The organism is Paenibacillus sp. BGI2013 (assembly GCF_002843485.1).
Taxonomy (GTDB): Bacteria; Bacillota; Bacilli; order Paenibacillales; family Paenibacillaceae; genus Paenibacillus; species Paenibacillus amylolyticus.
Genome location: NZ_PJFA01000015.1, coordinates 19590 through 38358, shown reverse-complemented (window position 1 = coordinate 38358; position 18769 = coordinate 19590). Strand labels below are relative to the sequence as shown.

The 18769-nt window shown below is 48.2% G+C and carries 14 protein-coding genes; 3 read left to right on the top strand and 11 right to left on the bottom strand.

Translation table 11 applies throughout. The features are described 5' to 3' along the window. Positions 1-127: 127 nt before the first annotated feature. Complete coding sequence (locus CXK86_RS26745; protein ID WP_101314848.1) at positions 128-457, bottom strand: AzlD domain-containing protein; 330 nt, start codon at positions 455-457, stop codon at positions 128-130. Then, positions 448-1152, bottom strand: coding sequence for an AzlC family ABC transporter permease (locus CXK86_RS26740; RefSeq protein ID WP_036616527.1), 705 nt, complete (start codon positions 1150-1152; stop codon positions 448-450). Before CXK86_RS26740 ends, CXK86_RS26745 begins: the two co-directional genes overlap by 10 nt. Before the next feature lie 446 nt (positions 1153-1598). On the opposite strand from CXK86_RS26740, the gene CXK86_RS26735 reads away from it, so the two are divergent. Next, positions 1599-3599: a methyl-accepting chemotaxis protein gene (locus CXK86_RS26735; protein WP_101314847.1), complete on the top strand. Its 2001-nt coding sequence runs from the start codon at positions 1599-1601 to the stop codon at positions 3597-3599. 109 nt (positions 3600-3708) lie between these two features. On the opposite strand, the gene CXK86_RS26730 is transcribed toward CXK86_RS26735, so the two are convergent. Both CXK86_RS26730 and CXK86_RS26725 read right to left on the bottom strand, forming a co-directional pair. Beyond that, entirely contained in the window at positions 3709-4905 is a 1197-nt protein-coding gene (locus tag CXK86_RS26730) for a DUF2087 domain-containing protein (protein ID WP_076253934.1), read from the bottom strand. A gap of 218 nt (positions 4906-5123) precedes the next feature. Beyond that, positions 5124-7097: a methyl-accepting chemotaxis protein gene (locus CXK86_RS26725; protein ID WP_179087953.1), complete on the bottom strand. Its 1974-nt coding sequence runs from the start codon at positions 7095-7097 to the stop codon at positions 5124-5126. Between the two features lie 266 nt (positions 7098-7363). Here CXK86_RS26725 and CXK86_RS26720 point away from each other — a divergent pair, with 266 nt between their 5' ends. Beyond that, the gene (locus CXK86_RS26720) at positions 7364-8764 is read left to right on the top strand and encodes a serine hydrolase domain-containing protein (RefSeq protein ID WP_101314846.1); all 1401 of its coding nucleotides are present in this window, start codon (positions 7364-7366) and stop codon (positions 8762-8764) included. A 168-nt stretch (positions 8765-8932) separates the two neighbouring features. Here the strand turns inward: CXK86_RS26720 and nagZ are convergent, their stop codons facing one another. From nagZ to CXK86_RS26685, 7 genes are all read right to left on the bottom strand, one after another. Then, positions 8933-10651: a beta-N-acetylhexosaminidase gene (nagZ, locus tag CXK86_RS26715; protein WP_101314845.1), complete on the bottom strand. Its 1719-nt coding sequence runs from the start codon at positions 10649-10651 to the stop codon at positions 8933-8935. A 31-nt stretch (positions 10652-10682) separates the two neighbouring features. Continuing rightward, positions 10683-11879 carry an exo-beta-N-acetylmuramidase NamZ family protein gene (locus tag CXK86_RS26710; protein WP_101314844.1) on the bottom strand — a complete coding sequence of 399 codons (1197 nt, stop codon included), beginning with the start codon at positions 11877-11879 and terminating at the stop codon, positions 10683-10685. Continuing rightward, positions 11879-12589 carry a hypothetical protein gene (locus CXK86_RS26705; RefSeq protein ID WP_101314843.1) on the bottom strand — a complete coding sequence of 237 codons (711 nt, stop codon included), beginning with the start codon at positions 12587-12589 and terminating at the stop codon, positions 11879-11881. The genes CXK86_RS26710 and CXK86_RS26705 overlap by 1 nt, the downstream gene beginning before the upstream one ends. Before the next feature lie 244 nt (positions 12590-12833). Next, positions 12834-13943: an ABC transporter ATP-binding protein gene (locus CXK86_RS26700; protein ID WP_101314842.1), complete on the bottom strand. Its 1110-nt coding sequence runs from the start codon at positions 13941-13943 to the stop codon at positions 12834-12836. A gap of 272 nt (positions 13944-14215) precedes the next feature. After that, the gene (locus CXK86_RS26695; RefSeq protein ID WP_101314841.1) at positions 14216-15049 is read right to left on the bottom strand and encodes a carbohydrate ABC transporter permease; all 834 of its coding nucleotides are present in this window, start codon (positions 15047-15049) and stop codon (positions 14216-14218) included. A 64-nt stretch (positions 15050-15113) separates the two neighbouring features. After that, positions 15114-16037 (bottom strand): carbohydrate ABC transporter permease, encoded by a 924-nt coding sequence (locus tag CXK86_RS26690; RefSeq protein ID WP_101314840.1) that lies wholly within the window; start codon positions 16035-16037, stop codon positions 15114-15116. Between the two features lie 55 nt (positions 16038-16092). Then, positions 16093-17445, bottom strand: a complete 1353-nt coding sequence (locus tag CXK86_RS26685; protein WP_101314839.1) for an ABC transporter substrate-binding protein — start codon at positions 17443-17445, stop codon at positions 16093-16095. Between the two features lie 362 nt (positions 17446-17807). Here CXK86_RS26685 and CXK86_RS26680 point away from each other — a divergent pair, with 362 nt between their 5' ends. Continuing rightward, entirely contained in the window at positions 17808-18764 is a 957-nt protein-coding gene (locus CXK86_RS26680; protein ID WP_101314838.1) for an N-acetylglucosamine kinase, read from the top strand. Positions 18765-18769: the final 5 nt, after the last annotated feature.

Sequence of the window (18769 nt, the reverse complement as noted above, 5' to 3'; positions counted from 1 at the left end):
AATCGTTCCTTCCTCTTGTGCAAAATGGAAACACTGAACACCTCAGTCTCCATTTTATCCCTTTCTGCTACAATAGAAAATAGCGTTTTCATAACTGAGTTTCGCCATCTTATGACTCTCCTAGCAATTATCCGATCCAATATCGCAGTATCATCATAGCCACAATACCGACCAATACGGTTCCAAGCAGACTGCGTGTCCAGATAGCTACTGCAATCGTAGGCAGGGATGCCCACAGAGCTGCATTTTGCGTAATCGGCACTAACTGGTTGCCCGTCATGAACAGTTCCTGACCAATCAGCGCTGCCATAACCGCTACGGGTACATACTCCAGCCAGCGTAACAACCACATTGGAATCTGTATCTTGCTGAACAGCATCAGTGGCAGTACACGCGGAATAAATGTTAACAACGCTGAGCCCATAATAATCCAGAAAACATCCCATCTTACTTCCATCGTTCCATGAACACTCCCATCGTTGCCGCAATGACCGCAGCCACAATGACACTCATGCTGCCAAGTGAAGCCATGCTGGCGAAGATTACACAGACAACGGCGATAATAGCCACATTAATGTGTATTTTTTTGTTTTTGCGATGCACCAACTGGAGTACAACCAGTCCAATAAACATCGCTGGCAGGGCATAATCCAGACCCAGTCGTTCCGGGTTAGTGATCCAGCGTCCAAAGTACGCTCCCGCCATATTAGCCACGAACCAGTTCAGATATGCGGTAATATTCAGACCGTGCATCCAGCGTTCACTAAGCCTTTCCCTGCCAATCGCACGTGTCATCGCCACGCCGAAAGACTCATCGGTAAGCAATGAACCAATCCACATATTTTTAAGCGGGGTCAGATGCCGAAAATACGGTGATACAGCTGCACTGAGCAGCAAATGGCGAAGATTCACAAAAAATATGGTGAACATGATGGCTACTGCTGATCCATTCGATGCGAGCATGCCTGCTGCAATGAACTGAGCCGATCCTGCATATAAAATCAGGCTGAGCAGTGCCGTTTCCGCCAGACTCAGACCTGCGGTCATTTCAATAACACCCGCCGCAAAGCCAATACTCAAATAACCAAGCAGGGTTGGGATACAATCTTTGACCCCCTGCATGAATGTAGCTTGATCCTGGACCTCTTCCATGTTCTCCTGTCCAGATATCTGTAGTGTACTTTGGTCCAACTGCCTTACAACCCCTCTCCAATTTCAGTCCCCATAAACCGATATATATGGATGTAGATCCATCCAGGTCCACTCTTCATGAAAACAACTTCTTTGTGTATTCAACATGACCAGTTACATGTCTTATGGATTTCACATTTTGCAGAATTCACTTCACATTAATTCAGAAATATACCACAAGATGTGCACTAAGGGAGAGACAGATTACTTTTTATAGAACAGATGTAATCCTAAATACCTACAAAATCGAAAAATATTTTCGCGAAACTCATAAATTATGTTGAATAAACGCGAATTTTGTCATACGATAGCACCAGAAACTTCTGGAAAGGATGGAATGAAATATCTTTTACCAGATGGGCTTATCCACTAGACATGGGGATGGGTTACACAGAGGGGGAATGTGTATGAAAAAAATTCGTAAACAAGGGGTCAAAAGAACAATGCAGATGAGAGAGAAACTGATTTTGTCATTTGCCATTGTATTGCTCATTCCAACCATTAGTCTGGGCATTATCTCGTTCCAAACAGCTGATGCCAAGGTTGAAGAGAAAATGTATGAGAACGCAATCAGCAGTGTTACTGTGCTCAACCAGACCATTGACCAGATCATTGGTGCAACACGCAAAAATGTTGATTTCCTGGCAAGTCAGCTGGATGCAGGCAATGTCGGACCCAATCAGGGTGACGAAACAGATACCATCCGTACCTTGCTCGACGCTTACAAGGAAACGCATGATGACGTGGAACTTGCCTCCATCGGTACCGATCAGGGCGTGTATATTAACTCCCCTGTAACTGCGGTGAACAAAGAAGGTTATGACCCGCGCAAACGCCCGTGGTATCAGGCTGCTACGCAGAACAAAGATGTCCCTACCGTAATCACCCCCTACTTATCAAGCAATACCGGCAATGTTGTTGCTTCAGTAGCTCAGACCTCAGCGGATGGCCATGGTGTCGTCTCTGTCAGCCTGTCGCTTGAAGCCCTCTCGAAGACGGTTAACTCCACGAAGATTGGCGAGAAGGGTTATATCTATATCATTGATAATGCCAATAAAATCATTGTACATCCTACCGAAAAACCAGGGACCGAAGGAACCATGGCACCCTATAAAGATATTTTCGCACAGAAAAACGGAAGTCTGACCTATACACTAAATGGAAACCAGGAACACGCCTTTTTCTCCACCAATGAAACGACGGGCTGGACCGTGGTTGGTGTCATTGACAGTGGGGAAGTGACGGCATCTGTCCGTCCGATCCTATACACCACACTTATTGTTGTAGCGATTGCAATTGCGGTAAGCTCCATTATTATTTTCTGGATTGTGCAATCAATCACCAAGCCACTGAACCGCTTGGTGAAGGCATCTGACGAAATTAGTAATGGTAATCTGACCATTGAGGTAGCTGTATTGGGACAGGATGAATTCGGCAAGCTGAGCACCAGCTTCAATAAGATGAGCGAATCCCTGCGAACCGTTATTCAGGACGTGCGACACACGGCTGACGAGTTAACCGCCTCATCCACACAATTGGCAGTCAACTCATCGGAGACAACCAAAGCAACAGAGCAAGTCGCCCTGATCACGGAAGAATCCGCAGCTGGACTTGAGAAACAAACAAGCAGCCTGAAACATACGGCACTACAGATGAATGAGCTTGCTGGAGGTGTGGGACAGGTAACGAACAGCACACAGCAAGTATCCGAAGCTGCCATGCAAGCAAGTGAGCTCGCGGATAAAGGGAATGCAACCATGCAGACCGCCGTATCCGAGATGAGTTCCGTGAGTCGCTTTGTGCAAGGTATGGCAGATACTGCTGGACGACTTGAACAGCATTCCACATCCATTGGTGAGATGGTATCTGTCATTACAGATATCGCTGCACAAACCAATTTGCTTGCTCTCAATGCTTCTATTGAAGCAGCACGTGCAGGTGAGCATGGACGCGGCTTCTCCGTGGTTGCCAGCGAAGTCCGCAAGCTGGCGGAACAATCGAGCCTGTCCGGCCAGAAGATTGTAGAGATGGTTGGAGCAATTCAACAGGAGATTTCAATGGCCAACCAGAATGTACAGATCGGGCAACAGGATGTGAGCAACGGCATTCGTGCCGTGCAGTTTGCAGATGAAGCTTTTGCCCAGATTAGTGAGGCTGTTGGGGTCGTCAATCATCAGCTTGAGAACATTGCAGCCGCCTCACAACAGATGTCTGCAAGTACAGCCGAAGTGGTGCAATCCATTGATCAGATCCACGCCATATCGGAAACCAATGCCGATGGAACGGAGAACATCTCTGCTGCTACGGAGGAGCAGGTGGCTTCCATGCAGGAGATATCATCCTCTGCTGATTCCCTTGCCCATCTGGCTCACAAGCTACAGAAGCTGGTGGAACAATTCAAGCTGTAATCTTATATAACAAGTAGTCTGTACACACCAAAAGCCCCTTTGCCATCATATTGGCAAAGGGGCTTTTCAGTTATAAAGGGTGCGGCATTTCAGAAAGGAAATGCCTCTCCTATTCAGCAGATTGCTTTTTATCTCCGTGGTACCCTTGATCTCCGTAGGGCTCTAACTGTTCAAACCAGCGATTCAGACATTTGGCGAGTGCATCTTTGGAATCGTAATACGGGTTATCGTCTTGTTTCAATGTCTCCAGCACCTCGATCACAAACGCATTCTCTCCATATTCATTCCATTCAGCCTGCAATCTTCGATTCAGATGGCTACCCATCTGTAACATAAACCGTTGTCCGTTAATGGTTTTCAGGTTAAGTGTGCTGTCGATATAAACTTTGCCGTTACGTTCATTCCGAATCTGGTAGACGCCCGCTTCCGTTTTGACTTCTTTGGCCTGTTCCTGCAATTCTTTGCGACGATCCATCTTCCCCTGCTCCCCCTTTGCTTTGCGCTCCTGTTTTCCAACTTCGGCGATCTGTTGATCTGCGTGGCTTCCCAGCCAATACTGACTCCCGTCTGGCTCACGTTCCAGCAAACCATAGTCGACGAGATACCTCCGTATTTCCACGTAATCATCATTAACTTCCTTCAGCAGCTCGTTGACCTGTTTCTCGGAATATTTGCGCTCTGTCTCGAATCGTTTGGCAATTTCGGTGAGCACAATATATTTATGCTTTTGCTGCATATGAAACGTCGTCAGCGGACCGCCGGTACCCTCTGGAAAATACTTATTCAGCACCTTCTCCCGATCCTGTTCTGTAATATCAAATGAGTTCGGATGGATCGTATGTTCATGCCTTGTCACTGGCGACACCCATTCGGCTGGAGCCTGTGTATCCTTACTTTTGAGAAGTTCCATTAATGCCAGGAATATTTTGGCCTGCCGTTCCTTCTCCTTTAATACAAACCGATGATTCCGGATCGTGGAAGCACTCCCGATGCCAAGGGTCTTCTGTACTTCAGCATCCTTCTTGCCTTCATAGAATTGTGACAACAAGCCCCGCTGGACATCAGACAATCCGGTTACGCTTTTATCCAGCTCCAGCAAATATTCAAATACCGATCCATGAACCTTCTCAATATGCACTCGCATATAACGGGCTGCCTCATAGAGGACTCCTTCTTCAGGATAGATAATCCCCGCTTCCGTCCTGTATCCGCAGCAGACACATATATAGGCGGGACCCTCCTCCATATAACCTCGCTTGATCTCTTCCAATGAAGCTGTTTGCAACCAGGATTCCGATGATTTCATGTAAAAGCTCCTTTTTATCATTGTTATGGTCATTCCAACCGTATATTAATCAAATATTTTATAATTATGTTTGTTTATTTATAGATATAATATAGTTTTGTTTATTATATGTCAATATAACGGAAAAGAATGCTGTGTTTAAAGACATAACGGATGCCCCTTGTTCAACAGAAAAAAGACCGCAGGGTCGCAACCCTGCAGTCTCATTTCAATCCCTGTTACAACTTAAACCGTTCAATCATGCTTTGCAGATCTTCAGCCATACGTGACAATGCTGCCGAAGAAGCTGCAACCTCTTCCATTGTAGCCAACTGTTCTTGAGCCGCCGCTGATCCATCTTCCGTTCCAGAGGCAATTCTGTCCGACAGAACCATGGTATCACTTACTGCCTTGTTGATATGACTCATGCCCCCATCAATTTGACGGGAAGCCGTGGATACTTCTCCAGCTTGTGCAGCCACCAACTGTACCGCAGTACGAATGTTATTGAATGCTTCGCCTGCTTCTGTAACCATCTGCGAACTCTTCACCATACCTTCTCCCGTACGGGCAAAAGTGGATTGCACCGCATTGGTTTTCTCCTGCATCTCATGCATAAGCTCATTAATCCGCTCGGCTGAAGCGCCTGAACTGTGAGCCAGTGTCTTCACTTCGTTGGCTACAACCGCGAATCCGCGCCCTTGCTCGCCAGCTCTTGAAGCTTCAATGGATGCATTCAATGCAAGAATGTTCGTCTGCTTGGCAATGGCCGTAATCTCGGCCACAATCACAAGAATCTCTTCATTTTTCGCGCGCAGATCCTCAATGACCACAGACATGGCTTTGCTCTCATCATTCACCTGCTGAATATGGGTAACCGCTTCTTCTACTGTAACCATACCTGCTTCCGACTTAGTGGATGCATCCAGAGCGATACGAGCGGTATCTTCAGCACTTGATGAGATCTCTTTGACTCCAATGGACATTTCGCCCACGAGTTGACCTGTAGCAGCAAGACTATTGTTCTGCAAAGTCGTTCCCGCAGCTGCATCCTGCATCAGTTCAGCCACCTGTTCTGTGGCTTTGGATGTCTGCTCGGAACTCGCCATCAGTTCTTCAGAAGATGCCGCCAGCTGGCTGGATGTATCATGCACCTCTCCAAGCACACTACGTAGTGAACTCGTCATCGTGTCGAAGCTTTCCCCGAGCTGTCCGAACTCATCCCGGCGCTGTAAACCTACCCGAACGGTGAGGTCCCCAGCGCTTACTTTGGATGCTGCCTGCGTTAATTGCAGCAATGGCCGGTGAATGCTGCGGATAATGAATATAAGCAGAATCAACCCGATAACCAATGCAGATGCCACAATTGTAATTGCACGGATCAAAATAGGCATTACCGCTTCACTTGCTTCGGAAGGAACCATCTCACCAACAATTTTCCAACCTGTCACCGGATTGGTAAAATACACAGCTTCCACTTCGTGACCATCATATGTATACTTCACCGTTCCACTTTCCTTCGTATACATCTCATTAATGTAGCTTTCATCCGACTGTGTACCGGATTCAATATTGTAGTGGAACAGGAATTTACCCCCGTTATCCAGCATGTACAGTTTTCCTTCTTTACCAATACGTATCTGATCAACGGATTCTTTCAGATGATTGAGACTGACATTGGCCCCGAATACCCCTTTGCCGTCAGCCAGCTTGACCGCTGCGGTCACAACCCATTCGCCCGTCGAAGCCGACTGGAACGTATCCGAGATTACCGGTTCATCCTGGGACATGCCCATCTTATACCATGAACGTTCTCGAGGATCATAATTCTGTTCCTCGGATTCAGGGGACTTCATCCAGCTACCATCTTCGGAACCTGCGGTAAGTACACCCAGTTCCTTATGATTCTGAGACATCCGATCCATCTGCCTTTGCAGTGCAGGGGATTTAGTAATAATATCGTTTGAAGTAATACCCGCAGCCATCTGAGCTGCGTTATCCTTCTCCATATCCAGCATTTGATTTATCTGCAGACTAAGCATTTCTGTTTTGGCCTGTGCGGAACGAATAATCTCCATTTTAACCTGGTCAGCAGCTTTTTGATAAGACAACCATCCCACGGTAATGCTCGGTACTATCAGGAACAGGAGCAATGCAGCAATCAGGCGTTTTTTTACGGTTAAAGTAAACCAATTTCGAATCCTTTTCTTCATATAACTATCCCCCATCATAATCTTCACCCATCCTTTTATCGGACAATTCCTGTAAAAATATTATGTATAGATACTAAATTAGAATAAATTTAATCTTTTCGGTCAGTTTAGATGGATTCACCTAATCCTTCTATTCGTTTTGACCCCCTTAGCGAGATCGTTTACAATGCTCATAAGCTGGCTATTCATGAAACGATTGGAAGGAGAGGATTCAAATCTTACGCAAGTCACATGAAAGACAACGTATTTCCACGGTATATTCATCCATGTTCCGCATTCTGTTAGCGCTCATCCTGTGTGCAGGCCCGATTCTGGGACAAGCTGGTATTACGGTATCCGCAGCGCAGGCGACGCAAGCAGTTCACATTGAAGTGAATGGTGAGCAACAATCCTGGAAGAACGCACCACTTATCATCAAAGGTTCAACGTTTGTTCCACTGCGGGATGTGGTCACATCGGTTAAAGGCACGTTGAAATGGGATAATCACACCAAGACGGCTACCATTACCGTTGGCAGAGACAAGCTGATCCATCAGGCTGGCAGCAATTCCATTAAAGTAAACAAGGTCGATCTAGCTACAGGTGTGAATTCACGTACCGTTAACGGTACGTTGATGGTACCTGTCCGGGCCATGGCTAATGCAATCAAAGCAGACATCAAGGTCCAACGTACAGCCACGGGGCAGATGAGTGTAAGTATGGTCACTGATCAAGTCAGCCTGCTGAACAGCGAGGTTGCCAGCGTGGATACGTATCTGCGCGAGATCAACTATCCAGGTATGGCTCTGATCGCCCGCGATGGTGAAGTACTTCTAAAGCAAGGCTACGGACTTGCCGATGAACAGACGCTGAACCGCCCGGATCAGAAGACTCGAATCGCATCGCTGAGCAAATCCTTCACGGCCGCGTCCATTCTGAGTCTCGTGGAGGATGGTAAGATTAATGTGCAAGATCCAATCTCCAAGTATATCTCTGGTATACCAAAGGGAGATCAGATCACGCTGCATATGCTGTTATCCCAGACTTCAGGTCTGCCATCTGCATTTGGTCGGGGTGAAGGAACTTCTATGGAAGAGACTGTAGAGGAGATTCGCCACAAAACGCTGAAGTTTGAACCAGGAAGTGCCTATCTGTACAGCAACAGCGGGTATGTTTTACTTGCATACGTCGTTGAACAGGTATCTGGCATGAGTTATGCCGACTACGTGCAGCAGACGATACTGAAACCACTTGGTATGAAGAATTCGGGAGAGGCCTCCCGTAAAGTGCACACGATTAGTGGTTTTGTTCAAGAAGATAACGCATGGGTAACTGCACCTTACTATGTGTCTCAATCCGGATCAGGAACCATCTATTCCACGGTGGACGATATGCTGAAATGGGATCGTGCGCTGTATACGGACAAGATTCTAAGCCAGGATACGATTGAACAGATGTATGAGCCTTATTCTGATAAAAACTATGGCTACGCCTGGATTCTTAAAGAGAATGGCGCAAACCGTACCGTCTTCCACAACGGTAGTGGTGGCGGGTTTGCCACAGCCTTTTCACGTAATCTGTCCGATGATATCACCATTATCCTGCTTGGCAACCACGCAGGTATGGACATGACTTCACTTTTGGATGAAGTTGAGGCACAGACAGCCAAAGCACTGCAATTGCAATAATCTATAATTAATAGCTTATAATGAGCAAAGAGACGGTCCTTTAAAGGATCGTCTCTTTGTGTTGTATATGTTCTCATTTTAACGACTCACACTTCCGTTTCGCTCAACCCACAATCCATCTCTTCTCCATCCTGCAAAAGGTAGTTTTACTCATATTCTTATTACTGCCTAGGAGACATCCGCTCTTTCATCATCTGTCTGCTTTAATGTTACAGGAAGTTTCCCCGCAAAAGGAATGCGCCCCATCAGCGCCTGAGCGACGCTATCCATGGCAAGTGGCCGGCTCTCGTAAGCCGCTACATAGACCTGGGCATCCGGAAGCGCCAGCAGATCATAGGGGCTTCGCAATGCCACAACAGCCAGCGTTTTGCCCAATTGCTGTATCCAACCAATCAGCCTGCACTGTGGATCGCCGGAGGGACTTCCCGCATTGTAGGTTCCCACCACAATCTGCCGAATGTCATCTGCTTCCGCTGCCTGAAGCAGACGTGCGGAACGAATGGCGACTTCCTCGGGCGTGACCGTCAGATCGACAACATCCAGACCATACATGGATAAGGCTGAGCCCAAGGTGAACGTCTGAGTCAGCTGTTCGTCGGCAATTGTCGTCACGGACGTGGCAACCGTTATGACCAGCGTGCGTTCCGGCTTTAAAGGCAGCATATTCAGCTCATCGCGCACCAGTGTGATACTGTTCTCGCTAATACGGCGAGCAACCTCTTGGTGTAATGAACTGTTGCGCTCCGACCCACTGGATAGAGCAGGAGCGTTTGATGCCTTTGGCAATGATGCATTCGATACTACGCCATACACTTCCTCATCACCTGCACCACCCGTTTCACTCTCTAACAAACCACGTTTCGCCTTGTACATCAGCAAGCGATTCACCGACTCATCAATACGTCTCTCGCTAATCCGCCCGCTCCTCACAGCTGCTAACAACGCATCAAATGCCTCTGCCTGAAGCTTAGCCGTATGGCTAATTAACACCAGATCTGCCCCGGCCTCTACCGCCATTACGGCTGCATCGACAGTGCCATAGTTCACGGCAATGGCATCCATCTCCATGCAATCTGTCACGATCATGCCCTGATAACCCAGTTCCTGGCGAAGCAGACCGCTTAATACGGTTTGCGATAGCGTTACGGGCAGACGCTCTGGCTCCAGTGCAGGAAAATAAATATGCGCCGACATCATGGCATCGACACCTTCGGCGATAGCGGCTCGGAATGGAATCAACTCCAGGCGCTCTACCCGTTCACGATCATGAGTGATGATTGGGAGGTCCAGATGGGAATCGGTATCCGTATCCCCATGCCCCGGGAAGTGCTTGGCTGTCGCTGCAATTCCAGCGTCCTGTATTCCCGCAATGGTTCTGGCTCCATATTCTGCAACGGATTGTGGAGATTCGCCGAATGATCGTACACCGATGACCGGATTGGCCGCGTTATTGTTTACATCCAATACCGGAGCAAAGTTCATGTTAATGCCCATGGACTTCAGCTCCAACCCACTGATATATGCCGCCTGATATGCATCGTCAATGGAACCGGCAGCGGCAATGGCCATTGGTCCAGGCATCAAGGCGATTCCTTCGGTAATTCGTGCAACCATGCCGCCCTCCTGATCAATGGATATCCAGAGCGGCACATTACCGCTGCTTTTGGCAATCTGCTGTAACCCTGACGATAACCGCTCTACCTGCTCTGGCGACTCAACGTTGCGAGCAAAGTAGATTACGCCACCGATTGGATACATTCGGAGAAAGGATTCCACATCGCCAGTAGCTTCGGTGCCATGAAAGCCACAAAGCAGCATTTGCCCGATTTTCTCACGCAAGGTCATCTGTTTCAGCTTCGACTGGTATAACTCTTTTGGCCCACTCATTTCATGCCTCCCTCCGCTAACAAACATCCGTTCATTCATATAACAAAAACGGCTTTCGCCGCTCCTTCCATTCCGCTACCTGTACATTCCACGCATCCATTAAACGAATGAATTCCGCGCGGTCATGAATCGTTTCCCTGACTTCCTTCCCCCCTGCCAGCAGGTCGATAAAGTACCTTGAACCCGGCTCTGGTGGCTCCAGCCAGCACAATTGCTCCGGATAGAGTGACACCAGTTCATGCAAAAGCACCAACCCTGTCTCTACCGCCCGGAATTTCCCGCTGTCCGTTACAAAAATCCTTACGCCACCACACAGCTCACCTGCGTGTTTGGAGAATGTTGGGGACATGTACACTGGATGCACATGTACACCTTCCAGCTTGTATTCCCCAAATCGTTCCGCCAAACGCTCACCCTCAACCCAGGGGGCTCCAACCCACTCGAATGGGCGAGTCGTGCCCCTGCCCTCCGATACATTAGTGCCTTCGAACAGGCACGTACCCGCATATACCCGCACACTGTCCAGCGTGGGCATATTGGGAGAGGGTAACATCCAGGGAAGACCACAATCCGTAAACTCCATGGAGCGCTGCCATCCTTCCATGGCAACCACGTCCAATTCGCAAGGTACATCCATCTCGCTGTTGACCATCAGGGCGAGTTCACCTATCGTCAATCCGGTACGTACAGGTATACGCCAAGCGCCAACGAGTGATTCATACCCCGCGTTCAGCACACCGCCTTCCACAACGTTTCCACCCAGCGGATTGGGACGGTCCAGAATCAGCATACGTTTGCCTGCTCCAGCACAGGCATCCATCATATGGAACAAGGTTGAGGCATATGTGTAATAACGGATACCCACATCCTGAATGTCGAACAGCACCGTATCCACTCCAGCCAGCATTGCAGGCGTAGGTTTCTTGTAATCTCCATACAGGCTGAACACCGGAATGTCCAGACGTGGATGAAACATGTCTCCGAATCTGACACCCGCCTGAAGCTCTCCATACAGTCCGTGCTCACAGGCATAGAGCGCTGTAAGCTCGGTATTAGCCAGTCCGGCGCACACATCTATTGTCGATACAAAATCCGCTGTAATACCAGTCGGGTTTGTAATTAGACCGATTCGGTTACCCGTTATCCATGGATGCGATAACCCTCTGGACAGAAGATCAACTCCCGTTTTTACAGCCGGGATCTGCTCGGTCCCATTCAACTGACCCATCACACATTCCCCTGGCTGACCCAGCCTGTATGCTGGTGATCATTACCACCTGTTACGACAGGCTCTTCTTCAGGCTCCAGCACATTAAGAGCAACCTTATGCTGATAAATGGCAAACATACCTCCAAACAGCGCTCCGAAACCAACGACAGTCAGCATCAGCAGAGCCGTCAGGCACATGGCCTGAAAACAAGCGCCCATCGTGTACCCCGGGTGACGGAAGAACAGCTTTACACTTTCCCCCATCGCCTGAACGATGCCCATGTTTTTTTGTAAAACAAGCTGCCAGGTATAGAACTGTGACATCAGCGCCATGAGAACAAAGAACGTCTGGAATACACCCACTGCTGTACCTGTAATTCCACCCTGTCCACCGTAATACCACCAAGTTGACCATAGAATGAAGCCAAGCACCGCGAAAAGCACACCCACCGAGCCTCCCGGGATTATTCCCTTCAATGTTCCGACCCAGATATCCTTAAGTCCATTGCGCCGTTCCTTACGTTCCAATCTGTGATGTACGGCATAACAAACACCGAACAGGATGGGCATATACATCAAAGCCAGAAGCAGCACCGCGATCGGCAACGGAGCAAACATCAGAATGGGAACCAATACGATGGAACTAACGACACTGTACAAGGCCACCGAAATAATATCCCGATAGATTTCCGCACCCGACTTGATCAATACTTCACTCAGCTTACGCATTTTTATTCTCCCTTCTATATAAGTTGAGCTAAACATTTTACACGATAACGGAGAAAACAGAACAAATCTGGAGAAGCGAAGCGTTCGCCCACAAGGGCTGTCTTAAAAAGGCTACCCATTTGGGTTGGCTTGGCCGCACCGCTGGTCAGTATGTTGTACCAAACTTGCAACGTGCTAACGAATCTACCGCACCTTAAACGACGGATTTTCGAGGCATACCAATTTTAACGAACTTCAGCCCCGCCTACTCCCGTCCAATCGCAAGCTCCGTCTCTGGATCAAAAAAGTGCGCCTTACGTAGGTCCAGCACAAAATTTTTGTCCATACCTACATAAGCATGTGTTTCCGGGTGGACCTTGGCCGTAACAGTACGGGCACCGGAATGGAAATATACCAAATTCTCGGAGCCCAGATGTTCTACAACCTGAACCCGCGCCTGCAGCATGTAGTCTGTCGGGATATTCGGAGCGACATCATCACCAAAAATATGCTCTGGACGCAGACCCATAATCACTGGCTTGCCTTGATGACTCTGAAGACGAGCGAGTACATCTTCTGGCAAGGTGAATGATGCACCGTCCACGACAACCTGCGTGCCTTCAATCCGGGCATCGATGAAGTTCATCGCCGGGGAACCGATAAATCCGGCAACAAACATATTCCGCGGACTCGCATACAATTCTTTCGGTGAAGCCACCTGCTGAATATCTCCATGATTCATGACCACGATGCGTTCCCCAAGTGTCATGGCTTCTACCTGATCATGCGTCACGTACACAATCGTGGCACCGAGACGTTTATGCAGCTCACCCAACTCCACCCGCATCTGTACCCGCAACTTGGCATCCAGATTGGACAGTGGTTCATCGAATAAAAACACCTGCGGATCACGGACGATCGCCCGTCCCACCGCAACACGCTGGCGCTGACCACCAGACAGCTCGCGTGGTTTGCGCTCCAGCATAGCTTCCAGTCCCAGAATGGACGCCGCATTCTGCACCTGTTCATCAATGTAGGACTTTGGCTTTTTCAGGTTTTTCAGGCCAAAGGAAAGATTCTCACGGATGGTCATATGCGGATAGAGTGCATAATCCTGAAACACCATCGCGATATCCCGATCCTTCGGATGCAGATCGTTAACTAGCCGGTCACCGATCACAATATCACCGCTTGTTTGCTTTTCAAGTCCGGCAATCATCCGCAGTGACGTTGTCTTGCCACAGCCCGAAGGACCCACAAACACTACGAATTCCTTATCTTCTATAACAAAGTCCGAGCCGGCCACAGCCGTGAACGTTCCTTTATGATCGTCTTTGAATTCTTTGCGCACTTGGCGAAACTCCACGCGTGCCATAGGTAGATCCCCCTTTACGTTGTCGCTTGTCCTGAACTATATAAGTTCAACTAACGAATCCTTACACTGGCACTCCGATGACAGAACAACCTTCCGATCGCTGTTATCCCCAGATTTCTTTGATTCCTTTATAAAAAGGGGAAATCCGGTGATAGCGTATGCTTCCGATGTAGCTTTCTTTTAGAAAGCTTTTAGGCGAACGCCTTCGCTTCTTCAGGTTATTTCTGTCCTCTCCGTTATAGTGTAAATGTTTAGTTGAACATATATTGGAATTAACCTTTAACTGCACCGATCGTAATGCCCTGCAGGAAGTAACGTTGCAGTGAGAAAAACAAAACGATCATGGGCAGCGCACCTATTGTAGCCCCCGCCATCATCGCGCCGAAGTCCGTTGATTCGGCAAATACAAACGAGGCCAGCCCCACCTGAATAGTACGCATCTCGTTGGAATTGGTAATGAGGAACGGCCAGAAGAATTCATTCCACGAAGCTACAAACGTGAATATCGCCAGCACCGCAATTCCCGGCTTTGCCATCGGCAGAATGACTTTCCAGAAGATACCGAATTCACTACATGCATCGATACGTGCCGCATGTATCAGCGATGTGGGCAGCGTAGACATGAACTGTTTCATCAAGAATATGTTGCCCACACTAACGGCAGCAGGCAGAATAATGGCCGTATACGTGTCCCCTAGGTCAAACACGTTGACCATCAGAATGTACAAAGGAATTAGTGTCACCTGTGCCGGGATCATCATTGTCCCAAGCAAAGTCCAGAATACCGCCTGACTACCCGGAAACTTCAGTTTGGCAAACGCATATCCCGCCAGGGAGGCGAAGAATACATTTGTTACGGTCAGAATAATCGAGATGAGCAGCGAATTGTATAACCAGCGCCAGGCATCGGTTTTGGCAAAAAAGCGCTCATATGGTGATAACGATAACTGCTCCGGAATCATCTGTGGTTTAAACGAAGCCGACATCGCACTATCCTGCACCGAACCAACGAGCATCCAATACATCGGAATGACCGTCACCAGCGCCCAGACCACCAGCAGAATGGATGCAACAACGAGCAGTATCTTTTTCTGTGTTGATTTCATGGATTTCATTCACCCCCGGATGCTTAATGCAACGTGCTCTAATCGTACGTGTTTTGAACTACCTCTAATACTCAATATCGCTGGAGAAATATTTGAACTGTATGACAGAGATGACAATGATGATAATCGCCAGTACAAACGACTGAGCCGAAGCCAATCCGAACTCATAGAACTTGAATGCCGTCTCATAGATCAGATAAGCGATTGTAGTTGTCGCAAAGTTTGGTCCACCCTGTGTCATCAGATATACCGAGATAAACACCTGGAAGGATGTAATGACACCCGTGACGAGCAGATACAGCGTCGTTGGTTTGAGCAGCGGCCATGTAATCTTGCTGAACTGGGTCCAGCCGCTGGCATGATCAATATCCGCCGCTTCGTACAGCGATTTCGGAATACCGCCCATGGCTGCCAGATACAGAATAATGCCCGCTCCGTGCGATCCAAGCCAGTTCATCAGAATGAGGGAAAAAAGTGCCGTTCCCGATTGGCCCAGCCAGATTACCGGGTCAAGGCCGAACAAGCCGATGAAGCGGTTCAATAATCCCGAATCCGTCGGATCAAAGATCGCCAGCCATACAATGGAGATGGTCACCCCGGAGGCTACCGCAGGCAGATACATGGTAGCTTTGAAAAATGTCTGCCATTTACTTTTCATCTGATAGATGAAATAGGACAGTACAAATGTAATGAGAATATTGACCGGGACTGTGCCTACGGTGAAGATGACTGTATTTTTAATCGACTTCCAGAATGTCTCATCCTTCACCAAACGCTCGTAGTTATCCAATCCAACCCACGTCGAGTTCATAATGTTGTATTTCTGGAAGCTCATCACAAGAGCCGTCAGAACGGGATACAGTGTGAAAATGAGAAACAGCAGGACAGGCGCCAAAATAAACAAATACGCCCACCCGTAGTCTCGCCAAAACCGGGCAACCCGAGAAGTCCGGGGCACTGACGATTTTGGCGCAAGGGCGGTCTGCATGGCGAATCCTCCTCTCCTAATCAGTGTGGTTTTACGTTATGTTTGATTGTCCGAGTTATTGTCCAAACATCTGCTGGCCTTTGCTCTTGAAGTCTTCTGCGATCTGCTCCGGTGATTTTTCACCCGAGAACAGCGCCTGAATATTAGGCTTCACAACCTGTTCCTTGAATTGTTTTTGCTGGGATGCTTTGTCGATATCCAGTTCCAGTACAACCGGCATCGCGATATTCTCTGCCATGACTTTTGCAGCAGCCAGATTATCCGGTTGACCAAGCTCTTTTCCTTTAAACAGATCCACCTGGGACTGTCTTACGAATGGAAGCGCCAGTTCATTGGCCGAGTTCCCTGCTTTGGCACCACTAAGCGCCTCCATCGCCAGGAACGTATTTTTAGCATGCTGTTCGCCCTTGTCCTTTTTCTGTTTGAACGCTACATACCCTTCGCCGCCCATCGTTGTGGCCGCAGGTTGAGCATCATTATGCGGTACAGGCAACAAGACAAAATCAATCTTCTCTCCCTGCACCTTGCCATCATCGATGTCCTTGTTACGGTTCTGAATCATCACATCATAATAAGGAATCGCTTTGGAGATGATCGCCGTTTCCCCCGCGTAGAACATATCCGTCCGTTTTGCTGGAGCAAGAGCCGCCGTTTCCTTCGGCATATACCCTTGATCCATCAGGTTTTTGATAAAAGAGAGGGTATCCAGAATGCGCCCATCATTCCATTGGAACGTGCCGTCTTTATCCAGAACATCGATCATCCCGTTGTTACGGGACAGCATTTCAATGAAGTCAAGCGAGGTTCCGTCGGTAACCAGTGCATATTGCTTGGCCCCGCCATCCAGCGTTTTGGTCAACTTGGCAGCAGCATCGTTGAACTCGGACCAGGTCCAGCCATTTTGCTGAATGGACTTCCAATCAATTCCTGCTTCCTCCAGAATGCGTTTGTTCCCACCCCAAGCCCATTGGAATTGATACAACGGCAGTCCGTACTGTTTCCCCTGAATCTGGCCCAAATCCAGCGTACCCGGCAGGTAGTCGTCCTTGATCTCAGGTGTCAGGTAGCTGTCGAGCTCAAGTGCCAATCCCGTATTCACATATGTGCCGTCTACACTATGAAAGTAAAGATCCGGCGGGTTGCCCGCGTTCAGAGCGACATCGAATTTTTTGGGCCCTTCCGCCCAGGAGAGCATTTCCGTCTTCACGGTAATGTTCGGGTGTTCTTTATTGAAATCAGAGATTAGATCCTTCAGTTCATCTTCATATGTGCCATGTACAGGATAGGTCCATACCGTTACCGTATCATCGGCATTCGGGTCATCCGAAGCAGCACCTCCGCTATTCCCACAGGCTGTAACCCAGACCATCATCAACAACATTGCCCATACCAGACCCTTCTTTTTCATCCCTTCATCTCCTTTGCATGTCATCATCCGATTCTTTCATTGCCTAACCATGCTACCCCTTTGTGATCGTTCGGCCTTCAAACGCAATCCACCTATACACGCGGCAGTAAGGAAAAGCACCTCCCCTGTAGATTGGGCCTGCCAGTCGCAAGCTAAATCTCTTAAATGCAATATTAACGTCAACTTAATTGACATTAACAGTATTAATTCCTTCCAAAATTGTAGATTGAATTCATTATATGAGTTGTAAAATAAAAATTCAACATTATTTTTTATTATAAAATTTAATTTTACTTTTTCTTTTCATGCAACTATACTATGTAAAAAGAAAACCCAAGCAAGCGAGGTGAGCCACTTTGCGAATGTATGTAGGCGTAGATGGAGGCGGTACCAATACTGATGCAGCAATCATTTCTGAATCTGGTGAAATTCTTGCCCGACTCAGCGGCGGTCCCACGAATCCTCACAGCGTATCAACTGAACAGGCCATTTCTGAACTGCAACGAGTGCTGGAACAGCTATTTAATCTAATAAGTGATTTATCGACAAATTGTGAGGGTATATGCCTTGGTATGTCAGGTGTAGATACGATCCAAGAACGGCAACTTATAGCCGAAGCAGTAAATAACTATATGAAGAGTCGTAATCAACAGGCATCAGAAGGTTGTCCAGTCTGGGTTGTATCCGAAGGAGAGATTGCTCTGATGGCTTCTCTCGGACATACGCACGGTGTATTGTGTATCTCTGGAACAGGTTCCATCGTGTACGGATTTACGCGGGAAGGCGAGCGATACCGTGCAGGAGGCTGGGGTCATCTGCTCGGAGATGAGGGGAGTGGCTATCGTATTGGGCAGCGTGCACTCCAAGTGGTTATGCAGAGTTATGACGGTGTTCTTCCTCCAACCCGTTTAACCCCGCTTCTTCTAAAGAATCTGAACCTTCGGGATATATCGGAGTTAAAGACGCGAGTGTATCAGACGGATTGGGGCAAAACCGAGACCGCATCCATCGCCCGCTTAGCTATGGAAGCAGCTGAACTCGGAGATGAGGCCGCCCAGGCACTGATCATTGACGAAGCCTCACAATTGGCGGATACCGCCAAGGCACTGATTGCCCGTCATCCCCAATTTGCATCCACTCCGGTTGTCCTGTCCGGATCAATGTTTCGATACGCTACACTTTTCCGAAATACATTTATCCAGAAGTTATCAGGATATTATGGAGAGTTGGACTTTGTATATCGTGAAGATGCCCCCGCTCCAGCGGTTGGCGCAGCACAACTGGCAAGAAAACGCTGTTCCCTGAATGAATCATTTTAAAAGAG